Source organism: Acinetobacter lwoffii, from assembly GCF_024129735.1.
GTDB lineage: Bacteria > Pseudomonadota > Gammaproteobacteria > Pseudomonadales > Moraxellaceae > Acinetobacter > Acinetobacter lwoffii_H.
The window spans coordinates 78,961-100,186 of sequence record NZ_JAMXXK010000001.1 but is presented as its reverse complement, the minus strand read 5'-3'; the positions used below and the strand labels follow the sequence as shown (position 1 = coordinate 100,186).

The window sequence follows — 21,226 nt, the reverse complement described above, 5'->3', positions numbered from 1 at the left end:
GACGAATGAATGACGTATTGTTGTGCACTACGTTTAGAGCAAGGTATGCTTTTTATCAGTGATACCCGGACCAATGCCGGAGTAGATCACATTTCTGTATTTCGAAAGTTGTATACCTTTGGTATTCCTGGTGAACGTATGATCGTCATACAGGCATCCGGAAATCTGGCAACCACACAAGCCGTGATTGGGCATATCAAAAATCAGCTCGAACTGAAGCAGGAACCCAATATCTTGAGTCTGCACACCATGTTTGATGTCGCTGAGCTGGTGGGTAGTATGCTGAAGAAAGTGATTGCGAATGTTACGAGCGATATTTCGGAACAAAGCAATTACTATTGTAATCTGCTGGTCGGTGGACAACTTAAAGATCAGGATATGCAGCTTTATCATGTCTATCCGCAAGGGAACTTTATCTGTGCCACACGCGATACGCCGTATTTCCAGATTGGTGAAAGTAAATATGGCAAGCCGATCCTGGATCGTGCGCTGACTTATGATATGCCGCTGGATGAAGCTTTGCGCTGTTCCCTGATTTCATTTGCATCGACCCTACGTTCCAATGTATCGGTCGGTATGCCACTCGATGTGCTGGTCTATAAAAAAGACAGTCTGATCATGCCACGAGGCAAGCGTATTGCCGAAGATGATGAGTATTTCACGGCAATCAGCCGGCAATGGTCAGAGACCTTGAAAAAAGGATTGGCAGAACTTCCAGTTCCCTCTAATGAGTATTTCTTATAAAAACCTATCGTGAGTCAGGTTTTTCGCGTACAGTGTTAACTTCTATGCGGTTCAGCATAATAAAAATAGAGAAGTTAGCGCATGTACCAATTTTGTTACGCCAGTAAAAGTACTTCTCCCAAAACTGACTTACTCGAAGATTTGGCGAATATCCTGAAAGAAGCTCGTGATTTTAATTACCAGCATCAAGTGACAGGTGTACTGTATTTCGCAGATGGGCATTTTTTTCAATGTCTGGAAGGTGAATGTCTTACTTTAAAGAGTCTGCTGGTGGAGCGACTGAATAAAGATCCACGCCATCAGGATATTAAATTATTTGAGACCAAGGAAATTGAATATCCAAGTTTCCCGGACTGGTCCATGAAATATATTTCCAAACGCAGTCAGATCCAGCAATTCTGTCGGGAAATGGGATTTGATGACTTTAATCCTTTTGCCTTTCAGCAAAGCCATGTCGATGCCTTATTAATGCAATTATGCATAGAACAGGGCGAAGAACAAAAGTCAGCCTAAAGAAAAAGCCTAACCTATGTTGGGCTTTTTTTACTTTGAAGACTAGATCAGACCATTTTGCGTAGTGGACGATTGCTCAGTCGGCATAATAGTTCATAACCAATCGTGCCATTCGCTTCAGCCACATCATCCACCAGACGGGTTTTACCCCAAAGTTCGACTTCTGTGCCCAATTGCACTTCTAACCCTGTGACATCAATAGCGATCATATCCATCGCTACGCGGCCGATCACGCGAGTTTGCTGGCCATTAATCGCGATATAGTTCTGTTTAGGGAAAGCGCGAGGGTAGCCATCACCATAGCCAATTGAAACAATTGCTAAAGTCATGTCCTGTTCAGCTGTGAACGTAGAACCGTAACCGACATGCTCACCCGCTTGAATCTCATTCAAGGCAATAATCTCGGCGGTAAAGGTCATGACCGGTTTTAAATCTAGGTCATGTACATCACGGTCTGCAAAAGGCGTCGCGCCATAGAGCATGATTCCGGGACGGACATAGTCAAAATGCAATTCTGGATATTTATAGATTGCAGCCGAGTTACAGCAAGAAGCTAAAATTGGCGCGCAGTCATTTTTAATTTCCAAGAATTGACGGATTTGTTCATCATTCAGTGGATGCTCAGCATCGGCATTGGCAAAATGCATGGCAAGCACGCAAGTAAAGCCTGCGGCTTTTAGCGTATAAATTACGTCTTTGATCGCTTCAATCTTAAAGCCCAGGCGGTTCATGCCGCTGTTCAGTTTGACCCAGACTTTAAGTTCTTTGGCGATATAGGCATCTTTATGTGCAATTAACCAGTCGACTTGTGCCTGTTGATGCACAATGACTTCAATATTCTGTTCGATTATGATTGGCATCTCATCTGCAGAAAAAACACCTTCGATGAGCGTGATCGGCTGTAGATAGCCTAATTCACGAATTTCCAAGGCTTCTTGCAGGCAGGCGACACCAAAGGCATCGGTTTCGCTTAAGGCTGCTAAGCAGTCTTTAACTCCGTGTCCATAAGCATTGGCCTTTACCATGCTGACTATTTTCGCGGTTGGGGCAAGTTGTTTGACACGGTTTAAATTATATTGCAGCGCAGCGCTGTCAATATAAACTGTAGCTTGACGCACCCTAAATTACTCCTAGAGGGACGATGGAAATGTGATGACGAGAGTCTGATTACTCTTCATCATCATACTGAGCATAGAACTCAGGTGAGAGATTACTAAAGCGGGTATATTGACCTTCGAATGCCAGACGTACGGTACCAATCGGGCCGTTACGTTGTTTACCGATAATAATTTCGGCAGTGCCAGCTTCTTTAGATTCCTTGTTATAAACCTCATCCCGGTAAATAAACATGATCAAGTCGGCATCCTGCTCGATCGCACCGGATTCACGCAAGTCGGACATCACCGGACGTTTATTCGGACGGTTCTCCAGCGATCGGTTAAGCTGTGACAGGGCAATTACCGGACACTGCATTTCCTTCGCTAAAGCTTTTAAGCTTCGGGAAATTTCCGAGATCTCGCCAACACGGTTATCACCCATGCCAGGGACTTTCATTAGCTGCAGGTAATCGACCATGATACAGCCTAGTTTTCCGCCATGCATTTTGGCAATACGACGCGCACGGGCACGTAATTCTGTTGGTGGCAGCGCAGAAGAATCATCGATATACAGATTTTTTTCTTGTAAATGCACAATGGTACTGGTGACTTTTGACCATTCATCACTGTCCATTTTACCAGAACGTAAATGTCCCTGGTGCACGCGACCAAATGAAGAAATCAAACGCATGGCGATCGAGTCGGCAGGCATCTCCATTGAATAGACCAGAGCAGGCAGATTGTTATTGAATAAAACGCTTTCGACCAGATTCATGGCAAAGGTGGTCTTACCCATGGAAGGACGCGCCGCGACAATAATCAGGTCACCGGATTGCATGCCGGAAGTTTTGTTATCCAGTTCCACAAAACCAGTAGTTAAACCGGTAATGCTGCCTTCCATTTGTGACAGTTCATTTAATTTATCAAATACGTCTGCGACGACCGAGTTGATCGGCTTAGGCCCTTGTGCTTTGGCATTGTTATTATGTTGTTCGGCAATCGAGAAAATATTGGTCTCAGCCAGATCCAGAATTTCACTGACGGTACGGCCTTTGGTGTCATAGGCATTTTGTAAAATTTCAGAGCTGACTTTAATCATGCTACGCAGGGTAGCAAACTCTTTAATTTTCCCAGCGTAAGTTTCCAGGTTATAGAAACTCGATGGTGAATCTGCCATCAGCTGCATTAAATACTCTTCACCACCAATGGCATCGAGTAAATTCTGTTTGATGAGCCAGTCATGCACCAGAACGGCATCATAAGGTGAGTTTTCTTTAGAGAGCTGCTCAATAGCACGGAAGATATATTTATGTCGGGTGGCATAAAAATCATTTTCGGTCAGCACATCACCGACCTGTTCAAAAGATTCAGCCACAGTCATAAGGGCAGCAAGTACAGCCTGTTCAATTGCTAAATTGTGGGGTGGAGTACGGAACTCCTTGAGATTGCTATTTTCAGTAACAATTTCCCGTTTAGCAGGAGCTACCTTTTTGCTGGCATTCGCCTGTGACATATAAATCCCTGATTTTAAATACAATGGTTAAATATCGTCGGAGATGAATAGCGTTTATTCACTACGAGATGAAATGATACGCGCTCTGATCAAAAATGCGAAGTGCAATTTTTTGTAAACACGAATAATAAAATGAATTTGACAGTGTTGGCTAGATTATATTTTTTAGAGATAAAAAAAGAGCATGCTTTCGCATGCTCTTTTTGAGGCGAGAAATTACTCAGCTACGATAGTAACTAGAACTTCTGCAGTAACATCATGGTGCAATTGGATTGCGATGTTAAATTCGCCAGTGTGACGAAGCGCGCCATTTGGAAGACGTACTTCAGCACGGTCTACTTCTAGACCAGCATTTGTCAACGCGTCAGCGATGTCACGAGTACCGATAGAACCGAATAGTTTACCTTCGTCACCAGCTTTCGCAGTGATAACGATGTTCACTTCGTTCAATTGGTCAGCACGTGCTTGAGCAGCAGCCAAGATAGCAGCTTCTTCTTTCTCAAGTTCAGCACGACGAGCTTCAAAAGCAGCAGTGTTTGCTTCAGTTGCAGCAACAGCCTTACCTTGAGGGATAAGGAAGTTACGGCCGTAACCAGCTTTAACTGAAACTTTATCGCCTAGTTTACCTAGGTTTTTAATGCGTTGTAATAAGATAATATCCACAGCTCAACCTCACTTATGATTGTCAGTGTAAGGGATCAAAGACAAGTAGCGAGCTTGTTTGATAGCTAACGCTAATTGACGTTGGTAACGAGCTTTAGTACCTGTAATACGGCTAGGAACAATCTTGCCGTTTTCAGTGATGTACTGTTTTAAAGTGTCGATATCTTTGTAGTCGATGTACGTAACGTTCTCAGCTGTAAAGCGGCAGAACTTGCGACGACGGTAAAAACGTGCCATGTTATGTTCTCCTTAAGCTTCAGCAGAGTCTTGAGCGTGTTGTGCTTCTTCACGTTGAGCTTTACGCGCACGTTTTTCTTCAGCACTCTTCGCCAATAGTGACTCTTCAGTGATAGCGTTTTCACGACGGATGATAAGGCTACGAATGATTGCGTCGTTATAACGGAACAATTCTTCAAGCTCATCAAGAGTAGTTTGACCACACTCAACATTCATAAGAATGTAGTGAGCTTTGTGGATCTTGTTGATTGGGTAAGCCAATTGACGACGGCCCCAGTCTTCAAGACGGTGGATTTGACCTTCAGCTTCTTTGATGTGAGTTAGGTAACGTTCTACCATACCAACTACTTGATCGCTTTGATCAGGGTGTACTAAAAGTACGATTTCGTAATGACGCATTGTCAGCTCCTTACGGTTTGGACAGCCCCAATTTAAGTAAATTGAAGCAAGGAGTCACAACCAAAGTTGTGTCGCAGTGTTTGCGAAGGGGGAATTGTAGTGATGTTTAGGGATAATTTCAACCAGATAAGCGGTTTTTGCGAAATTATATCTATCGCTCCATATCTTTACGGGCAAAGTAGTTATAGCTTTAAACAGTCTTAGCCCGCTTAAACTTATTGAGATAGGACTCTAAAATAAAAATGAGTGAATGATATAAGAAAGTTAAACAATCAAGATCAATAGCGCTTAAGGCTGAAATGTTGATTCTGTATACAGAGGTTTGGAACAGGAAGAAAAATCAAAATAAAAAAAGATAGAGACTAACTCTATCTTTTTAAAAAAACACAATCTGTGTAGATGGCGCAGTTGAGGTAAAGCTAAAGATAATACTGATGACAGTAATCAGGATCACCGAGAACAAGAAATATTTCTTTGCCCAAAGTTGATCATTTTCAGCTTTAAATCCAATGACACCGATATATAACCAGTAAATGCACAGTAAGTTTAAAATCACTGCATAGAACCAGTTGGCATAACCAAAGACAAATAACGCATTCATGGTCAGCGTGAATAACACCACATAAACCAGTGATTCAATCTTGGTACGATGAATCGAACGCGCTACAGGCAGAATCGGAATGCCTGCATTTTTGTAATCATCAAAGCGGTAAATCGCAATCGCCCATGAGTGAGGCATTTGCCATAGCGCATAACCTAAAAAGATCAGTAACGCACCAAGGTCAAATTGATTGGCTACTGCGGTATAACCAATGACAGGCGGAGCTGCACCAGAAATACTGCCTACAACAGTTTGATGAATTGTGGTTCGTTTTGTCCATAGGCTGTAGAAACCAACATATACGACAAAACCAATCACCGCGAATAAGAAAGCGTACGCATTTACCCAGAACCATAAAAGACTAAAACCAACGATGCCTAATACCAGAGCAAAGGCCAGGGCAACAGGTTCGGAAATGGTTTTGGTGACCAGAGCACGGTTTTGGGTGCGCTGCATTTTTTGGTCGATGTCCTGGTCAATCACGTTGTTGACCACACATCCTGATGCTACGACAAGCGTAGTACCGAGAAGGGTAATAAGCAGGAGAAGGAAATCTACAGAACCTTGGGTGGCTACGAAGTAGCCACCCAAAGTGGTAACAAAGTTACCGAAGAGAATTCCTGGCTTAGTCAGGAATAAATACTTTTTCAGCATGACGACCAGTTTAGATCATCATGTTGTAGTGTAGGTAATTCATGATCCATACAGAACCCACTAAAAGAATAGCGATAGTTAAGATGGTATACACGAATGCAATCACGTTCCAGCGTTGCTCTGAAGAAGAGTTCATATGCAGGAAGTAAATTAACTGCACAAGAATCTGAGCAACCGCAGTAATCGCGATGACAGTAATCAAGATACCACGGCCAAAACCGCCTGCCATCACCATACCGAATGGAATTACGGTAAGGATGACAGAAAGGATAAAGCCAACAGTATATTGCTTAACGTTACCGTGTGATTCGCCAGCAGCGTTATGATCGTGACTCATTACAGAACTCCCATCAAGTAAACTACGCTGAATACACAGATCCAAACGATGTCAAGGAAGTGCCAGAACAAGCTTAGGCAAGCTAGACGACGCGTGTTTGCAAGAGTCAAACCATATTTCTTGATTTGAACCATAAGCACGATCATCCAGACCAGACCAGAAGTTACGTGAATACCGTGCGTACCTACCAAAGTAAAGAACGCAGATAAGAACGCACTTGTGCTTGGACCGTGACCAGCATGAACTAAATGATTGAACTCATATAGTTCCATGCCGATGAAGATAGCACCGAATACCCAAGTAATCGCTAACCAAGTCAGTACTTTTGCAACGTCTTTTTTGTATGCAGCAAGAACTGCAAAACCAAAGGTTACAGAAGAGATCAAGAGGGCGAAGGTTTCAGTAAGAACGAAACCTAAAGAGTCGCCAAACAGGTCTCTCGCACTTGGAGTACCCACAGGAATGTGGCTACTCAAAACAGCGAACGCAATGAAGAGTGTACCGAACAGGACAAGGTCACTCATCAAGTAAGTCCAGAAACCAAAGACGGTGATGTCAGTATCATCGTGATGATGATGCTCATCGTGTCCGTGGTTATCGTGATGAAGTACTTCAGCCATTGTCTTAGTCCTTCTTCAAGTGTTTTTCAAGAATCGCATAGCGTTCGTTTTCAATACGCTCAACTTCAGCAGCTGGAACATAGTAATCCACTTTCTTGGTGAAAGAAGACACGATGAAGCTAATGATAGAAGCAAGGAACGTAACAACTACTAACCACCAGATGTGCCAGATTAAACCGAAGCCCATAACAGTGATGAACATCGCGATAACGAAACCGGCAGCACGGTTAGTTGGCATATGAACATCTTCGTACTTCGTTGGTTTTGCATACGCAACACCATTTTCTTTCTCGATCCAGAAAGTATCAATACCATTGATCTTTGGAAGATGAGCAAAGTTATAGAACGGAGCAGGAGAAGATGTCGCCCATTCAAGGGTACGACCATCCCATGGATCGCCAGTCAAATCCAGACGTTGGTCACGTTGTAAGAAACCAACCACGATTTGCAGAATGAAACATACGATACCAAGCGCAATCAGAACTGCACCGAACATCGCGATATTTACATACGGGTCCCATTCTGGGTTGTCAAATGTATTCAAACGACGTGTCATACCCATGAAACCAAGGATATAAAGTGGCATGAACGCAAAGTAGAAACCGAAGAACCAGAACCAGAACGCTGCTTTACCCCAAGTCTCATTCAGTCTCCAACCGAACATTTTCGGCCAGTAGAAGATGATACCTGCGAACATCGCAAATACTACACCACCAATAATTACGTTATGGAAGTGAGCAATCAGGAATAAAGAGTTATGTACCAGGAAGTCCGCTGGTGGAACCGCCATCAATACACCTGTTAAACCACCGATACCGAAAGTTACCAGGAAGCCTAGTGTCCATAGCATTGGAGTAGTGTAAACAATACGACCCTTGTACATGGTGAATAACCAAGAGAAGATTTTCACACCTGTAGGAATCGCAATAATCATGGTCATGATACCGAAGAACGCGTTAACGTTGGCACCTGCACCCATGGTAAAGAAGTGGTGAACCCATACAACGAATGACAATACTGTGATTGCTACTGTTGCATACACCATTGATTTGTAACCGAACAATGCTTTGCGCGAGAAAGTCGCAACAACTTCAGAGTAAATACCAAATGCTGGTAATACCAAGATATATACTTCCGGGTGACCCCAAGTCCAAATCAAGTTCACGTACAACATCGGGCTACCACCCAAGTCGTTAGTAAAGAAGTGGAAACCGAAGTAACGGTCAAGCGTTAACATTGCAATTGTTGCAGTCAACACTGGGAAAGCCGCAATAATCAATACTGCTGTACATAAAGATGTCCAGGTAAAGATTGGCATTTCCATAAGTTTCATGCCAGGCGCACGCATTTTGATGATGGTAACGAAGAAGTTAACACCCGTTAATAGCGTACCCAGACCTGAAATTTGCAGTGCCCAGATATAGTAGTCCATACCTACGCCTGGAGAGTATTCAATGCCAGACAGTGGAGGGTATGCCATCCAGCCTGTTGCAGCGAACTCACCTAACGCGAGTGACACCATCATTAGACCCGCAGCACCGGCGAATAACCAGAAGCTGAGTGAGTTTAATAATGGAAATGCAACGTCACGTGCACCGATTTGAAGCGGTACAGAGATGTTCATCAAACCAACAACAAGACCCATTGCCACGAAGAAGATCATGATCACGCCATGCGCGGTAAAGATCTGATCGTAATGCTCAGGGTGTAAATAACCTTCGCCGCCACCTTTTGCAAGGAACTGCTGAAGACGCATCATGATCGCATCGGCGAAACCACGCACCAGCATGATGATCGATACGAACAGGTACATGATACCAATTTTTTTATGGTCTACAGATGTGAACCATTCGTTCCACAGGTAGCCCCATTTTTTGAAGTAGGTAATACCGGCAACAACTGCGATACCACCCAAGATCATCATTGCAACAGTTGCCAATACGATTGGATCGTAAGGAATTGCATCCGGACCTAACTTACCTAAGAAGCTCATGTCTTATTCTCCTTGAGAAGCAGTCGCATGTTCACCAGCTACATGAGCTTCAGAAGCAGACGCTTCATGAGCAACAGCATCAGTCGCTGCAGCTTCTACAGGAGCTGAATGGTCAGCACCGTGGTAGTTACTCATATACTTGTGAATCACAGATTCAAACAAACCTTGCTCTACAGAAGAGTAGTAAGTCACAGGATGTGGCTTAGTAGGGTAAGGCTTCATTGCTTCAGCAGCAGCCTTCTCTTCAGGAGTCTTAGCTCTTGCAATAATCGCTTCGATCTGGTGAACACCGCGGTTACCGTCACGTAAGCTTGCAAATTCAGCTTGGTCTAGAACAGTTTTTTGTACTGCATTAGGGTTAACTGAAGTACCGTTTCCTGCCTGAATAGCAGAAACCCATTCGGCAAACTGGGCATCAGTCACAGAATGTGCACGGAAGCGCATTTGTGAGAAGCCGTAACCTGAATAGTTTGAAGAGAAACCACGGTAGCCTTCAGCTGGGCTAGTTTCATCAGCTAATAGGTTGAGGTGAGTTTGCATACCTGCCATTGCATAAATCTGACCACTTAACGCCGGGATGAAGAACGAGTTCATCGTGAAGTTAGAGGTTAAACGAAGGCTTACCGGAGTTTTCTCTGGGAAACGCAATTCGTTAACAGTTGCAATGCCTTGCTCAGGATAGATGAAGATCCATTTAAATTGCTCAGCAATAACTTGAACAGTTAATGGTGCTTTATCTGCTTCAATTGGACGGTATGGGTCATACTTGTGGGAGCCCCACCAAGTTAACCAAGCTAAAATACCAATAATAATGACAGGGATACCCCATACTACAATTTCAATCGCAGTAGAGTGTGTCCATGTAGGTTTATAGTCTGCGTCTTTATTCGATGCACGATATTTCCAACCGAACCATAATGCCATGATGATTGATGGAATAACCACCAATAGCATTAAGTAAATCGCAGTCATCATCAGGTTACTTTGACCTGCTGCAACTGGACCTTTAGAGTTCAGAAGTACCATATCACCACCACACCCGGTCAAGAGTGCAGTCATCGCAGATAAAGACAATACAGCTAAAATCGTTTGTCTCATTTTACAACCTCGGTGAAGAGTCCCATTCCCTAATTTAATATGGGATAGCGATTAAAGTGCACATGACAAAAAAGGCTGAATTTTACAAAACATCCTATTAATCACAATACACCGCTACGTTGTAGGGCATTATGCCTGAGATTCACGAACTAAGCTATATCTAGGGCGCTTTAAATGCCTGTAATAAAAACCGATTTTGCTGGTCTGGATTGGGGGGGATTTATGGGAATTTTATTTCAATTTCAAAGTTCTGTAATCAAAATGGGATGATATTCATCCCATTTTGTGTATTCCTGCACTATTGTTTCACAACTTGCGTTTTTGCGAGTTTATCGTGCAAGGTTTGACGTTTTTTGCCCAACCCGAAGGCCCAGTCAATAATTAAACTCAGTGGCATAAATACAATATTTAAAAATATGAAAAATACGCTACGAATAGTGAAGGCGCGTAACAGGCTGGTCTTTTCACCTGATTCGGCATCTACAATTTTGATTTTTGTCAGCTTTTTACCAATACTTTGGCCTGATTTGGCAATCAGAAAGGCTTGAATGGCCAGCATGATAATCAAATAGACCGCTGTGGCAAGCCACGCCTGCTGAGAAAACATCTCAAACATTTGAGTCTGTAATTGTTGGGCCAGTGCAGGATCTGCATCGCTACTCAGCACGACATTCATGAACTCTTCATTCAGTTGTGCAAACCGCGTTTCCTGTTCAGGGGTAAAAAATGCAGTCAAAATGAAGGTTGCTGGTAACCACAGTAACACATCTACAATTTTGGCCAGGATACGGCTTGGAATACTGGCGAGTTCATTTTTTTGAGTCGCTGTTTGAGTATGAGGCTGTGAGTAGGCCGAAGTCGTTGGCTGGCTGTTCTGGAATATCGGTGTTTCAGGTGTGACTGCCGGAGCGACATAACCTTCAGGTTGATATACCGATTTTCCTTGGGTAAGTTCACCTAAGGCTTTCCATTCTGTCATGCCTTGATGCCATGCCAGGTCAGTCAGCATGACTTGTTGATTCGCCAGCATCTGATTCAATTGCTCGAGCGTATATGGACCAGCTTGTTGATTGTTTCGTGCCAAGTAAATCTGCATATAGACTGAATCTCAATATATAAATGTGAACTGATAATAGCTTTGATCAAGATTGTATTGAATTCTGTTTTGAAAACAAACATCCTCTTATCGTAAGATATAGATTAATTGAGGATTTTCAATCATATTTCTCATTAAAAATGCGCCCATACAAAATTGCAAGGATCACCACTCTTAAAAATATCTTCCCGAACATCCAATGGTTATTCATTATTATTGCCATTTTGATATGACTTTACTGTTGGTATTTGTTTGTCATTACAGTTTTCATGTGTTGATAAGCTTTGATTTAATTATATTTATAAATTCAATCGTTTATCTTGCGATTAGGCCTTTAATTATTAATTTTCAAACAGTAAATCATAATATCTATCTCATAAAAAAGACCCTATAAAAGGGTCTTTTTTATTCACAATTGCTTATGCTTTTTGCACTTTTTCTTCAGCCAGGAAGAACCAAGTTTCAAGTACCGAGTCTGGGTTTAAAGACACAGAGTCGATACCTTGTTCCATTAACCATTGTGCAAGATCTGGGTGATCGGAAGGACCTTGACCACAAATGCCTACATATTTGCCAGCTTTACGGCATGCTTGAATTGCAAGAGAAAGCAACGCTTTAACCGCAGGGTCGCGCTCATCAAATAGGTGAGAGACAATACCAGAGTCACGGTCAAGACCAAGTGTTAATTGTGTCAAGTCGTTTGAACCAATAGAGAAACCATCGAAATGTTCAAGGAACTGATCTGCCAATAAAGCATTGGTTGGAAGTTCACACATCATGATCACTTTAAGGCCGTTTTCACCGCGCTTAAGACCATTTAATGCAAGAAGTTCAATTACACGTTTCGCTTCAGCAACAGTACGAACAAATGGAATCATGATCTGAATATTGGTTAAACCCATTTCATCACGTGCTTTTTTCAATGCACGACATTCAAGTTCGAAGCAATCACGGAAGTTATCAGAAACGTAGCGACTTGCACCACGGAAACCTAGCATCGGGTTTTCTTCTTCTGGCTCGTATAACTTACCACCGATCAAGTTTGCATATTCGTTAGACTTAAAGTCTGACATACGAACAATGACTGGCTTGTCTGCAAATGCAGCAGCAAGTGTCGAGATACCTTCGACCAGTTTCTCTACATAGAATTCGATTGGAGATGCATAACCTGCAGTACGCGCCATGACTGCTGCACGTGTTTCACGTGGAAGGCTGTCAATATTGATCAATGCTTTCGGGTGAACACCAATCATACGGTTAATAATGAATTCAAGACGCGCCAGACCAATACCTGCGTTTGGAATTTGAGCAAAGTCAAATGCACGATCCGGGTTACCCACGTTCATCATTACTTTAAATGGAAGAGCAGGCATAGACTCAATTGAATTCTTTTGAATTTCAAAATCTAGTGCGCCTTCATAGATAAAGCCAGTATCACCTTCAGCACAAGACACAGTCACTTCCTGACCGTCTACAAGAACTTCAGTTGCATTACCACAACCCACGATTGCAGGAACACCAAGCTCACGTGCAATAATTGCTGCGTGACAAGTACGACCACCACGGTTTGTTACAATCGCAGCTGCACGTTTCATGACTGGTTCCCAATCCGGGTCAGTCATATCAGATACAAGAACATCACCATCTTGTACTTTGTCCATTTCTTTAATAGACGTCACAATGCGGACTTTACCAGAACCAATGCGTTGACCAATTGAACGGCCTTCACAGATCACAGTACCGCGTTGTTTCAACAGGTAGCGTTCCATAGTGCCGACATTTTCACGGCTTTTTACAGTTTCAGGACGCGCCTGAACGATATAAATCTTGCCATCATCGCCATCTTTTGCCCACTCGATGTCCATTGGTGCACCGTAGTGGTTTTCAATGATCAGCGCTTGTTTAGCAAGTTCTTGTAATTCCTGGTCGTTTAAAGCGAACTGTTGGCGTTCAGCTTTTTCAACATCCACGACAACAACAGATTTACCTGCAGATGCTTCTTCACCATAAATCATTTTCTGGTGCTTAGAACCCAGGTTGCGACGAAGGATCGCGTGTCGGCCTGCATTTAAAAGCGGTTTAGAAATATAGAATTCGTCCGGGTTAACTGCACCTTGAACGACCATTTCACCCAAACCATAAGATGCAGTAATGAATACTGCATCACGGAAGCCTGATTCAGTATCTAGCGTAAACATCACACCTGCAGCGCCAGTTTCTGAACGAACCATGCGTTGTACACCAGCAGACAGGGCAACTACATCATGGGCAAAGTTTTGGTGTACACGGTATGAGATTGCGCGGTCGTTGTACAAAGATGCAAACACTTCTTTGATTGCGATCAGAACGTTATCGATACCACGAATGTTCAAGAAAGTTTCTTGCTGGCCGGCAAAAGAAGCATCCGGCAAATCTTCTGCAGTTGCAGAAGAACGAACGGCAACCGCGATGTCAGGGTTGCCGTTAGAAAGTTCTGCAAATGCTGTACGAACTTCTTGTTCTAATGCAGGCGTAAGTGGAGTATCCACAATCCATTGACGAATTTTTGCGCCAGTTTCAGCAAGTGCATTTACATCATCAACATTGAGTGCAGCAAGCTCTGCATTGATTTTAGCGTTTAGGCCACTTTGCTCGAGAAATTCACGGTAGGCATCGGCAGTCGTTGCGAAACCACCTGGCACAGATACACCAGCATTTGATAAGTGGCTGATCATTTCGCCTAGTGATGAGTTTTTCCCACCGACCAGCTCAACGTCGTGCTTCCCTAATTTTTCCAGACCAATTACGCGCGCTTCCAAAGTTGTTACTCCACTTTTGCAGTATTAATCACTATCTCGGCATGAGAGTATAGCAAATCATCTAGGTTTTTGATTTTACTAAGCGACAGTCATGTAAGATCGGTTTACTATAAAGATTATATAGCACTAAGACAAATGTTGGAGGAGAATTTTAATGTCGGAAGGTAAACAAATTCAGCGTAGTGTTTTCTTTATTTCAGATGGTACCGCCATCACCGCTGAAACCCTTGGACACTCGCTGTTAGCGCAGTTTCCGCATGTGAAATTTGACATTCATATTATCCCTTACATTAGTTCCGAAGAAGCGGCCACAAACGTGGTTGCAGAGATCAATGCAAGAGCTCAAATCGACGGTGAAAAACCGCTGGTATTTGATACCCTGGTTGATCCCTATGTGCGCGACATTATTAATACTGCGAATGCAGTAAATCTCGATGTATTTGAAGGGCTTATTAGTAAGTTGGCTGATGAATTAGGCACGATTCCTACAACTTTAGTCGGGCAGACCCATGCGGTGACCGACTCTGAGTCTTATAAGGCCCGTATTGATGCTGTTCATTTTGCTTTAGATAACGACGACGGCGCACGTACCCGTCATTATGATAAAGCTGACCTGATCCTGATTGGTGTATCGCGTTCAGGTAAAACCCCGACCTCTATTTATCTGTCTTTGCAGTTCGGTATTCGCGTGGCGAACTATCCACTGACTGAAGAAGATTTGGATGATAACCGACTGCCAGCCGTGCTGCGACCGCATAAAAACAAGCTGTTTGGCCTGATGATTGATGCGGAACGCCTTGTGGCCATTCGTTCTGAGCGTAAGGCCAATAGCCGTTATGCCAGCTTTAGTCAGTGTCAGATGGAGTTACGTGCGATTGAAGGGATTTATATTTCGGAAGGCATCAAGTACCTGAATGTCTCTGAAATGTCGATTGAGGAAATCTCAACACGTGTGTTGCAGATGACCGGTTTAAAACGTCGAATCGGTTAAGAAACCAGCCAGAGCCAAACTTCGGTTTGGCTTTGATTTATAGCTAAAAATTACAAGTAAGCATTGATTAATCGAAATAATGTATGAATTTTATAATTCTAAGAAAATACCAACTATCATATTCTGAAATATAAAAGAGTCTTCTTTGCTCATTTTGTTGAATAAATCATCATGTCGGTTCTTGATACGTAAATAAAAATCTCATTATCAGCTTACCAATTTTTCATTTTTACTCGCCAGCGTGAGTTATTTTTCTGCTAAATAAGTATGAATAATGATATCGACCGGATGCTGTTCACCATTAATACAATGAATTGAATTTTCCGAAATTTTCAGAATCGGCCAGGTAATTAGGTGGCAATTTTCACGCTGTAGGGCAGCATAATAATGATCTGATTTCAGATAAATTTTACGGGAAGATGCAAGATTTGGCATTAACTGGCGTCTTAGCCACAAATTCTGCACCTGATTTTCTAAAAACCGCAGAGAAAGCAGGCTTTTAATGCGGTTGTTAAATAAGCGGCGATTTTTACCAATCAATGGGTGATTAATAATTCGTTGCAGAATTCGGTCGGAACCGGGCAGTACAAAAGCAGGATTAATCTGGAAAACTTTTACCGAACGGGCATGTTGACTGATTTTATCCAGCTGGCTCACGGTAAACTGATCTGTGCCAATAATAGCAATATCTTTATCTGCATAATCCAATTCTAACAGTTCGGAAGAGGGCACTTTAATTCCATTAAACTGCTGAAAATGTTCGGGGCGATTTTCAAAAATACCAGCGTGTGGATCCTGCTTGGTAGACATTAGAATTCCTTGAATTTATTTAATAATTAATTTTCTTTGTATGAGATATAAACAAAAACTCAAGCCAGGGTAAAGTGAAAAATTTAACTTAGACAGTCATCTATTTGAGCAAAATATAAAATCTGATTTTATTGAAGACTGAATAGATTTACATGCGATCCAAAAGGAATGACTTTTAACTTGCTGAGATGGATGAAGGAAAAGAAGTGAAGTGTTCGTTTAGGGAAGAAGTTTTTTAATGGAGGAGGTCGATAGAAATGATTTTACTGGGATGTTTCTTTTAGTCATTTATCTTTAAAGATGAAAAACATCTACCCATTGCTGAGAATAGGTAGATGCAACTCTCATTCATTTACTGACCGTTTTTTATTTGCATCAATAGCTCAAAGTTGTGCAGACGTTTGTCAGTGTCATAGATGTCACAAGTAAAGATAAACTCATCCACATCATATTTGGCTAAAAGCGATTCTAGCCCAGCTTTAACGGTTTCTTTGGAACCGACCTGAGCCATGGCAAAGAAATTATCGACTGACATTTTTTCCGGCGGCGACCACAGACCTTCCATCGAATCAATTGGTGCTTTAAGTTTCAGGCTTTGCCCACGAATCAGTGATAAAACCCGTTGATAGGCGCTGGTCGCCAGATATTGTGCTTCTTCATCGGTATCTGCGACACAAGTCGGAACGCCCATGGAAACATAGGGATGGTCGAGATATTCAGACGGTTCAAAGTTTTCACGATACAGCTGAATGGCCTGACCCAGCATACGCGGGGCAAAATGCGAAGCGAAGGAATATGGCAGACCAAGTTTCGCCGCCAGCTGTGCACTAAACAGGCTGGAACCTAAAAGCCATACGGGTACGTGCGTGCTTTGACCCGGCGTCGCCACAATACGTTGTCCTGGAATTGGATCTTTAAAATACTGCAAAATTTCCAGAACATCCTGCGGAAACTGATCTTCGGTTTCCTGACGGCCACGACGTAGGGCACGCATGGTCATTTGATCGGTGCCCGGAGCACGGCCCAAACCCAGTTCAATCCGGTCCGGATAGAGCGTCGCCAATGTGCCGAACTGTTCAGCCACGACCAGCGGTGCATGGTTGGGCAACATAATTCCGCCAGAGCCTAAAGTTAAGGTTTTGGTATTCGCCAGTAAATAGCCTAAGAGAACTGCAGTTGCTGAACTGGCAATACCATCCATATTATGATGTTCTGCCAGCCACATCCGGCGATAACCCAATTTTTCTGCTGTTTGGGCAAGTTCCAGCGCATGGTTCAGCGCGAATTGAATGCTCTTGTCGTCACGAACAGGAACCAGTTCGAGTATAGAGAACTGGGTATCGTTAAGCGTACGCATAGTATTACTCTTAAATAAACATCTCTAAAAGCATACGACTTTAGAATGTATTTGTATATCGAAAAAAATCGATATAAGTGTAAACCAAAAGATAAAGATAAAAAATAAAGGCAAAAAAATAAGCATCCGAAGATGCTTATAAAGGAGGAAAGAATAAGGGGGGGAGAATCTTAACGACGACGGTTGTTATAGCGATAATCGTTATAACGGTAGTTACGAGAAGAGTTATAGCGACGTTCGCTGCGGTCATCATAACGACGGTCTTCGCTAACTTTCTTACCTAAGGCTGAACCACCTGCTGAACCCAGTGCCGCACCGATATAACCACCGTTAGTGCCTGCCATGTTTCGGCCTACCGCATACCCGGCACCGCCACCTAGGGCACCACCGATAATCGCACCATTACGGTCACGTTTATTTGCAGCTACTGCGGCACCTGCACCGCCACCAATCGCTGAACCGATTGTTGCGCCAGTGGTACCACCCATTTTATTGCCTACTGCGGCACCAACGACACCACCCAAAGCAGAAGCTAAAGCTGTATTGGTTGTATTGCCTGCATTGGCAGCTGTCATACCCATGGCTGAGGTTGCTACGACAGCGATCATTAGAGATTTATAGTTCATGAGGACACCTTTTATATATCTAGCTATATTTTGTTGATGAGATAAATTTAATCTAGCAAGCGCAAAACAGCATGAAGGCAGTGTTGGCGAATTGTGATTTTTATCTCCTTAATTTATTCATGATGTGGACAGGATAATTCCATGTATTAATTGAAAATTCACGTATTAAAGCCACAATAAAAAAAGCACCAAAAGGTGCTTTTCATGTTAAATATAGCGTCTGGTCTAAACTGCCTGAGCGCAAATTAACGGTAACGTTTTTTCCAGTGTTTAGAGCGTTTTTCAGCTGCTTTATCTTTGGCAATCTTGTTACCTAGTGCAGCACCACCGGCAGCACCCAAAGCTGAACCGATATAACCGCCGTTAGTACCGCCCATATTTTTACCTACGGTATAACCTGCACCGCCGCCTAGAGCGCCACCAATGGCAGATTCAGTCCGGTTTTTTTTGCTGCTTGCAACCGCTGCACCGCCAGCACCACCTAAAGCAGCACCAATGGTTGCGCCGGTATTACCGCCCATGTTTTTACCTAATGCTGTACCTGCAACACTACCTAAAGCACTTGCTGCTGCAACACGCGCTGTACTGTCGGCATGTGCGTTTACGGTCATCATTGAACCAGCAGCTAAAACTGTACTCATTAAAAGTGCGTTGAGTTTCATGTCATCACTCCGTGTCCATCTACAGGACTGTAGTTATTTCGATGCGGAAAATGTAACAAATCATGCCCAAAACAATATGAAGATGTTTCTTCATAATTCCCTGCTTTATTTGGCGAATTGTAAAATCGGCAAGAAATAAGAATAAGATCGACTATAAAAAAAGCAATTCCACTGTTTTTAATCATATTTGTTAACAAATGCTGTAGAGCACGAATGATAGCAACGCGGACTTACTCAATAATGATGTTCATTAGAAGCCAGAGTCGTTAAACTAGGCGCAATTTTTTGATTTCGCTGTGCTAAATCGGTTTTTAGTCGCAGCCTATGTTTGAGATTTTTTAGAAAATGAAAGAATCGTTACGTTTACGATTAGACCAACTCTCTGACCGCCATGAAGAATTGACCGCATTACTGGCTGATGTAGAAGTCATTTCTGATAATAAGCGCTTCCGTCAATTGTCACGTGAGCATAATGACTTAACAGAAATCACCAATGTTTGGACCAAGTACAGACAGGCTGAAGAAGACATTGAAACAGCTCAGGCCATGCTGTCAGATCCGGACTTTAAGGAAATGGCACAGGAAGAAATTAAAGAGAATAAAGCTTTAATTGAATCGCTTGAAGCTGACCTGAACATCTTGATGATTCCGAAAGATCCGAATGATGCCAACTCGGCTTATCTGGAGATTCGTGCCGGAACGGGTGGCGATGAAGCTGCGATTTTCTCGGGTGATTTATACCGCATGTATAGTAAATATGCGGAGTCACAAGGCTGGCGTCTTGAAATTCTATCTGAAAATGAAGGCGAGCATGGCGGTTATAAAGAAGTCATTTGTCTTATTAATGGTGAAGGGGTCTATGGTCGTTTAAAATTTGAAAGTGGGGCGCACCGTGTACAGCGTGTACCGGCAACCGAATCACAGGGCCGTGTACATACGTCTGCTTGTACCGTTGCGATTCTTCCTGAAATTGATGTCGATACCTCGGTTGAAATCAACTCATCTGATTTGCGCATTGATACCTACCGTGCTTCAGGTGCAGGTGGTCAGCATGTTAACAAAACCGATTCTGCAGTACGTATTACTCATATTCCAACCGGCACCGTAGTGGAGTGTCAGGAAGAGCGTTCACAGCATAAGAACAAGGCCAAAGCGATGGCACTGCTGGTATCACGTTTAGAAAATGCCAAACGTGCAGCAGCAGATGCAGCAACCTCGGAAATGCGTCGTGACCTGGTGGGTTCGGGGGATCGTTCAGAACGTATCCGTACCTATAACTATCCGCAAGGTCGTATGACAGATCACCGCATTAACCTGACTTTATACAAGCTGGATGCCGTGATGGAAGGTGATTTGACTGAATTGCTGGACAGCCTGCATCGCGAATATCAGGCGGATCAATTGGCCATGCTTGCACAGCAGAATGGTGGATAATGAATATTTTACAAGCCTTGGCTTTACGCGGCGAAGCTGAAAGTTACGAACGTCAGGAAAATGCCTGGTTACTGGAACACATCACCAAGATTGATTCATTTGATCTACTAATGAAAAAGGATCAGGAGTTAACGCCTGAACAGGAACAAGCGTATAAAGACGGGTTGGCGCGTATTGCTGCCGGTGAGCCTTTGGCCTATGTCACTGGTTCACAGCCATTCTGGACTTTAGACCTCAAAGTGACCAAAAATACCTTAGTGCCACGTCCGGATACTGAAGTGCTGGTTGAGACCGTGTTGAAGTTAGACCTGCCTGATGACGCCCGTGTAGTAGATTTGGGTACAGGTACTGGCGCAATTGCCTTATCACTGGCATCTGAGCGTCCAAACTGGACAGTAACGGCTTCCGATATCTACGAGCCTACGCTTGAGGTGGCGAAATATAATGCGGAACAACATGATATTGAGAATGTAGAATTTGTTCTGGGTTCATGGCTGAAGCCATTTGGCCGTCAATTCTTTGACGCCATTGTATCGAATCCACCTTATATCGACGCTGATGATGTGCATATGCAGAATCTGGCGACTGAACCGGAACGTGCGCTGGTGGCAGATAAAAAAGGTCTGGCCGATATTGAAATGATTATTCTGCAAGCCAAGAAGCATTTGACTGTGAATGGTTGGGTGGTGCTTGAACATGGTTATGATCAGGCAGATGCCGTACAACATCTATTTAAACAGGCGGGTTATAAGCAAGTCCGCACGGTTAAAGATTATGGCGGGAATGATCGTGTGACTTTGGCGCAATGGCCGCATTAATCTGTAATTCTTTTTCTATAAAAAAGCGACTACATTGGTCGCTTTTTTATTGGATTTTTTCTTTATAAATTCCTGACTGCATTTGAAACCTTAAGTATTTTGAATGACATGACGCCAACGCAGTATAACTAAAAACAAAAAAAGCGATGCCAGAGCATCGCTTTC

Annotated in this window: 21 protein-coding genes; 5 read left to right on the top strand and 16 right to left on the bottom strand. The window is 43.1% G+C overall.

Annotation, left to right across the window (positions count from 1 at the left end):
• The first annotated feature begins 9 nt into the window (after nucleotides 1-9).
• Together NI469_RS00575 and NI469_RS00570 are read left to right on the top strand one after the other, a co-directional pair.
• The gene (locus NI469_RS00575) at nucleotides 10-744 is read left to right on the top strand and encodes a proteasome-type protease (RefSeq protein ID WP_159516005.1); all 735 of its coding nucleotides are present in this window, start codon (nucleotides 10-12) and stop codon (nucleotides 742-744) included.
• Nucleotides 745-825: 81 nt separating this feature from the next.
• A complete protein-coding gene (locus tag NI469_RS00570) occupies nucleotides 826-1,257 on the top strand; it encodes a BLUF domain-containing protein (RefSeq protein WP_191112145.1) in 432 nt (143 codons plus the stop codon).
• Between the two features lie 47 nt (nucleotides 1,258-1,304).
• Here the strand turns inward: NI469_RS00570 and alr are convergent, their stop codons facing one another.
• From alr to ppsA, 12 genes are all read right to left on the bottom strand, one after another.
• On the bottom strand, nucleotides 1,305-2,375 hold the full coding sequence (alr, locus tag NI469_RS00565; RefSeq protein WP_253174215.1) for an alanine racemase: 1,071 nt from the start codon (nucleotides 2,373-2,375) through the stop codon (nucleotides 1,305-1,307).
• A gap of 49 nt (nucleotides 2,376-2,424) precedes the next feature.
• Nucleotides 2,425-3,867 carry a replicative DNA helicase gene (gene dnaB, locus NI469_RS00560; RefSeq protein ID WP_253172836.1) on the bottom strand — a complete coding sequence of 481 codons (1,443 nt, stop codon included), beginning with the start codon at nucleotides 3,865-3,867 and terminating at the stop codon, nucleotides 2,425-2,427.
• A 216-nt stretch (nucleotides 3,868-4,083) separates the two neighbouring features.
• Nucleotides 4,084-4,530 carry a 50S ribosomal protein L9 gene (gene rplI, locus NI469_RS00555; protein WP_004278793.1) on the bottom strand — a complete coding sequence of 149 codons (447 nt, stop codon included), beginning with the start codon at nucleotides 4,528-4,530 and terminating at the stop codon, nucleotides 4,084-4,086.
• Nucleotides 4,531-4,539: 9 nt separating this feature from the next.
• The gene (gene rpsR / locus NI469_RS00550; protein ID WP_004278792.1) at nucleotides 4,540-4,767 is read right to left on the bottom strand and encodes a 30S ribosomal protein S18; all 228 of its coding nucleotides are present in this window, start codon (nucleotides 4,765-4,767) and stop codon (nucleotides 4,540-4,542) included.
• Nucleotides 4,768-4,779: 12 nt separating this feature from the next.
• Nucleotides 4,780-5,166: a 30S ribosomal protein S6 gene (gene rpsF / locus NI469_RS00545; protein WP_004278789.1), complete on the bottom strand. Its 387-nt coding sequence runs from the start codon at nucleotides 5,164-5,166 to the stop codon at nucleotides 4,780-4,782.
• Nucleotides 5,167-5,542: 376 nt separating this feature from the next.
• Nucleotides 5,543-6,421, bottom strand: a complete 879-nt coding sequence (gene cyoE / locus NI469_RS00540) for a heme o synthase (protein ID WP_153566251.1) — start codon at nucleotides 6,419-6,421, stop codon at nucleotides 5,543-5,545.
• Nucleotides 6,422-6,431: 10 nt separating this feature from the next.
• Nucleotides 6,432-6,758: a cytochrome o ubiquinol oxidase subunit IV gene (locus tag NI469_RS00535; RefSeq protein ID WP_004645410.1), complete on the bottom strand. Its 327-nt coding sequence runs from the start codon at nucleotides 6,756-6,758 to the stop codon at nucleotides 6,432-6,434.
• Nucleotides 6,758-7,378 carry a cytochrome o ubiquinol oxidase subunit III gene (gene cyoC, locus NI469_RS00530; protein ID WP_004278786.1) on the bottom strand — a complete coding sequence of 207 codons (621 nt, stop codon included), beginning with the start codon at nucleotides 7,376-7,378 and terminating at the stop codon, nucleotides 6,758-6,760. The genes NI469_RS00535 and cyoC overlap by 1 nt, the downstream gene beginning before the upstream one ends.
• A gap of 4 nt (nucleotides 7,379-7,382) precedes the next feature.
• On the bottom strand, nucleotides 7,383-9,371 hold the full coding sequence (gene cyoB, locus NI469_RS00525) for a cytochrome o ubiquinol oxidase subunit I (protein WP_005252153.1): 1,989 nt from the start codon (nucleotides 9,369-9,371) through the stop codon (nucleotides 7,383-7,385).
• 3 nt (nucleotides 9,372-9,374) lie between these two features.
• Nucleotides 9,375-10,469 carry a ubiquinol oxidase subunit II gene (gene cyoA / locus NI469_RS00520; RefSeq protein WP_044108868.1) on the bottom strand — a complete coding sequence of 365 codons (1,095 nt, stop codon included), beginning with the start codon at nucleotides 10,467-10,469 and terminating at the stop codon, nucleotides 9,375-9,377.
• Between the two features lie 298 nt (nucleotides 10,470-10,767).
• The gene (locus NI469_RS00515) at nucleotides 10,768-11,565 is read right to left on the bottom strand and encodes an RDD family protein (protein ID WP_085064867.1); all 798 of its coding nucleotides are present in this window, start codon (nucleotides 11,563-11,565) and stop codon (nucleotides 10,768-10,770) included.
• A gap of 419 nt (nucleotides 11,566-11,984) precedes the next feature.
• Nucleotides 11,985-14,363, bottom strand: coding sequence for a phosphoenolpyruvate synthase (ppsA, locus tag NI469_RS00510; RefSeq protein ID WP_004278782.1), 2,379 nt, complete (start codon nucleotides 14,361-14,363; stop codon nucleotides 11,985-11,987).
• 154 nt (nucleotides 14,364-14,517) lie between these two features.
• Here ppsA and ppsR point away from each other — a divergent pair, with 154 nt between their 5' ends.
• A complete protein-coding gene (ppsR, locus tag NI469_RS00505) occupies nucleotides 14,518-15,354 on the top strand; it encodes a posphoenolpyruvate synthetase regulatory kinase/phosphorylase PpsR (protein ID WP_004278781.1) in 837 nt (278 codons plus the stop codon).
• 246 nt (nucleotides 15,355-15,600) lie between these two features.
• On the opposite strand, the gene NI469_RS00500 is transcribed toward ppsR, so the two are convergent.
• The 4 genes from NI469_RS00500 to NI469_RS00485 form a co-directional block, all read right to left on the bottom strand.
• Nucleotides 15,601-16,164: an NAD(P)/FAD-dependent oxidoreductase gene (locus NI469_RS00500; RefSeq protein ID WP_253174214.1), complete on the bottom strand. Its 564-nt coding sequence runs from the start codon at nucleotides 16,162-16,164 to the stop codon at nucleotides 15,601-15,603.
• A gap of 352 nt (nucleotides 16,165-16,516) precedes the next feature.
• A complete protein-coding gene (locus tag NI469_RS00495) occupies nucleotides 16,517-17,521 on the bottom strand; it encodes an LLM class flavin-dependent oxidoreductase (RefSeq protein ID WP_114541113.1) in 1,005 nt (334 codons plus the stop codon).
• Nucleotides 17,522-17,691: 170 nt separating this feature from the next.
• On the bottom strand, nucleotides 17,692-18,147 hold the full coding sequence (locus NI469_RS00490; RefSeq protein WP_004278778.1) for a hypothetical protein: 456 nt from the start codon (nucleotides 18,145-18,147) through the stop codon (nucleotides 17,692-17,694).
• Nucleotides 18,148-18,392: 245 nt separating this feature from the next.
• Entirely contained in the window at nucleotides 18,393-18,809 is a 417-nt protein-coding gene (locus tag NI469_RS00485) for a glycine zipper domain-containing protein (protein ID WP_004645401.1), read from the bottom strand.
• Nucleotides 18,810-19,154: 345 nt separating this feature from the next.
• Here NI469_RS00485 and prfA point away from each other — a divergent pair, with 345 nt between their 5' ends.
• Together prfA and prmC are read left to right on the top strand one after the other, a co-directional pair.
• Nucleotides 19,155-20,243, top strand: coding sequence for a peptide chain release factor 1 (gene prfA / locus NI469_RS00480; RefSeq protein WP_253174213.1), 1,089 nt, complete (start codon nucleotides 19,155-19,157; stop codon nucleotides 20,241-20,243).
• Complete coding sequence (prmC, locus tag NI469_RS00475) at nucleotides 20,243-21,061, top strand: peptide chain release factor N(5)-glutamine methyltransferase (RefSeq protein ID WP_253174212.1); 819 nt, start codon at nucleotides 20,243-20,245, stop codon at nucleotides 21,059-21,061. The genes prfA and prmC overlap by 1 nt, the downstream gene beginning before the upstream one ends.
• Nucleotides 21,062-21,226: the final 165 nt, after the last annotated feature.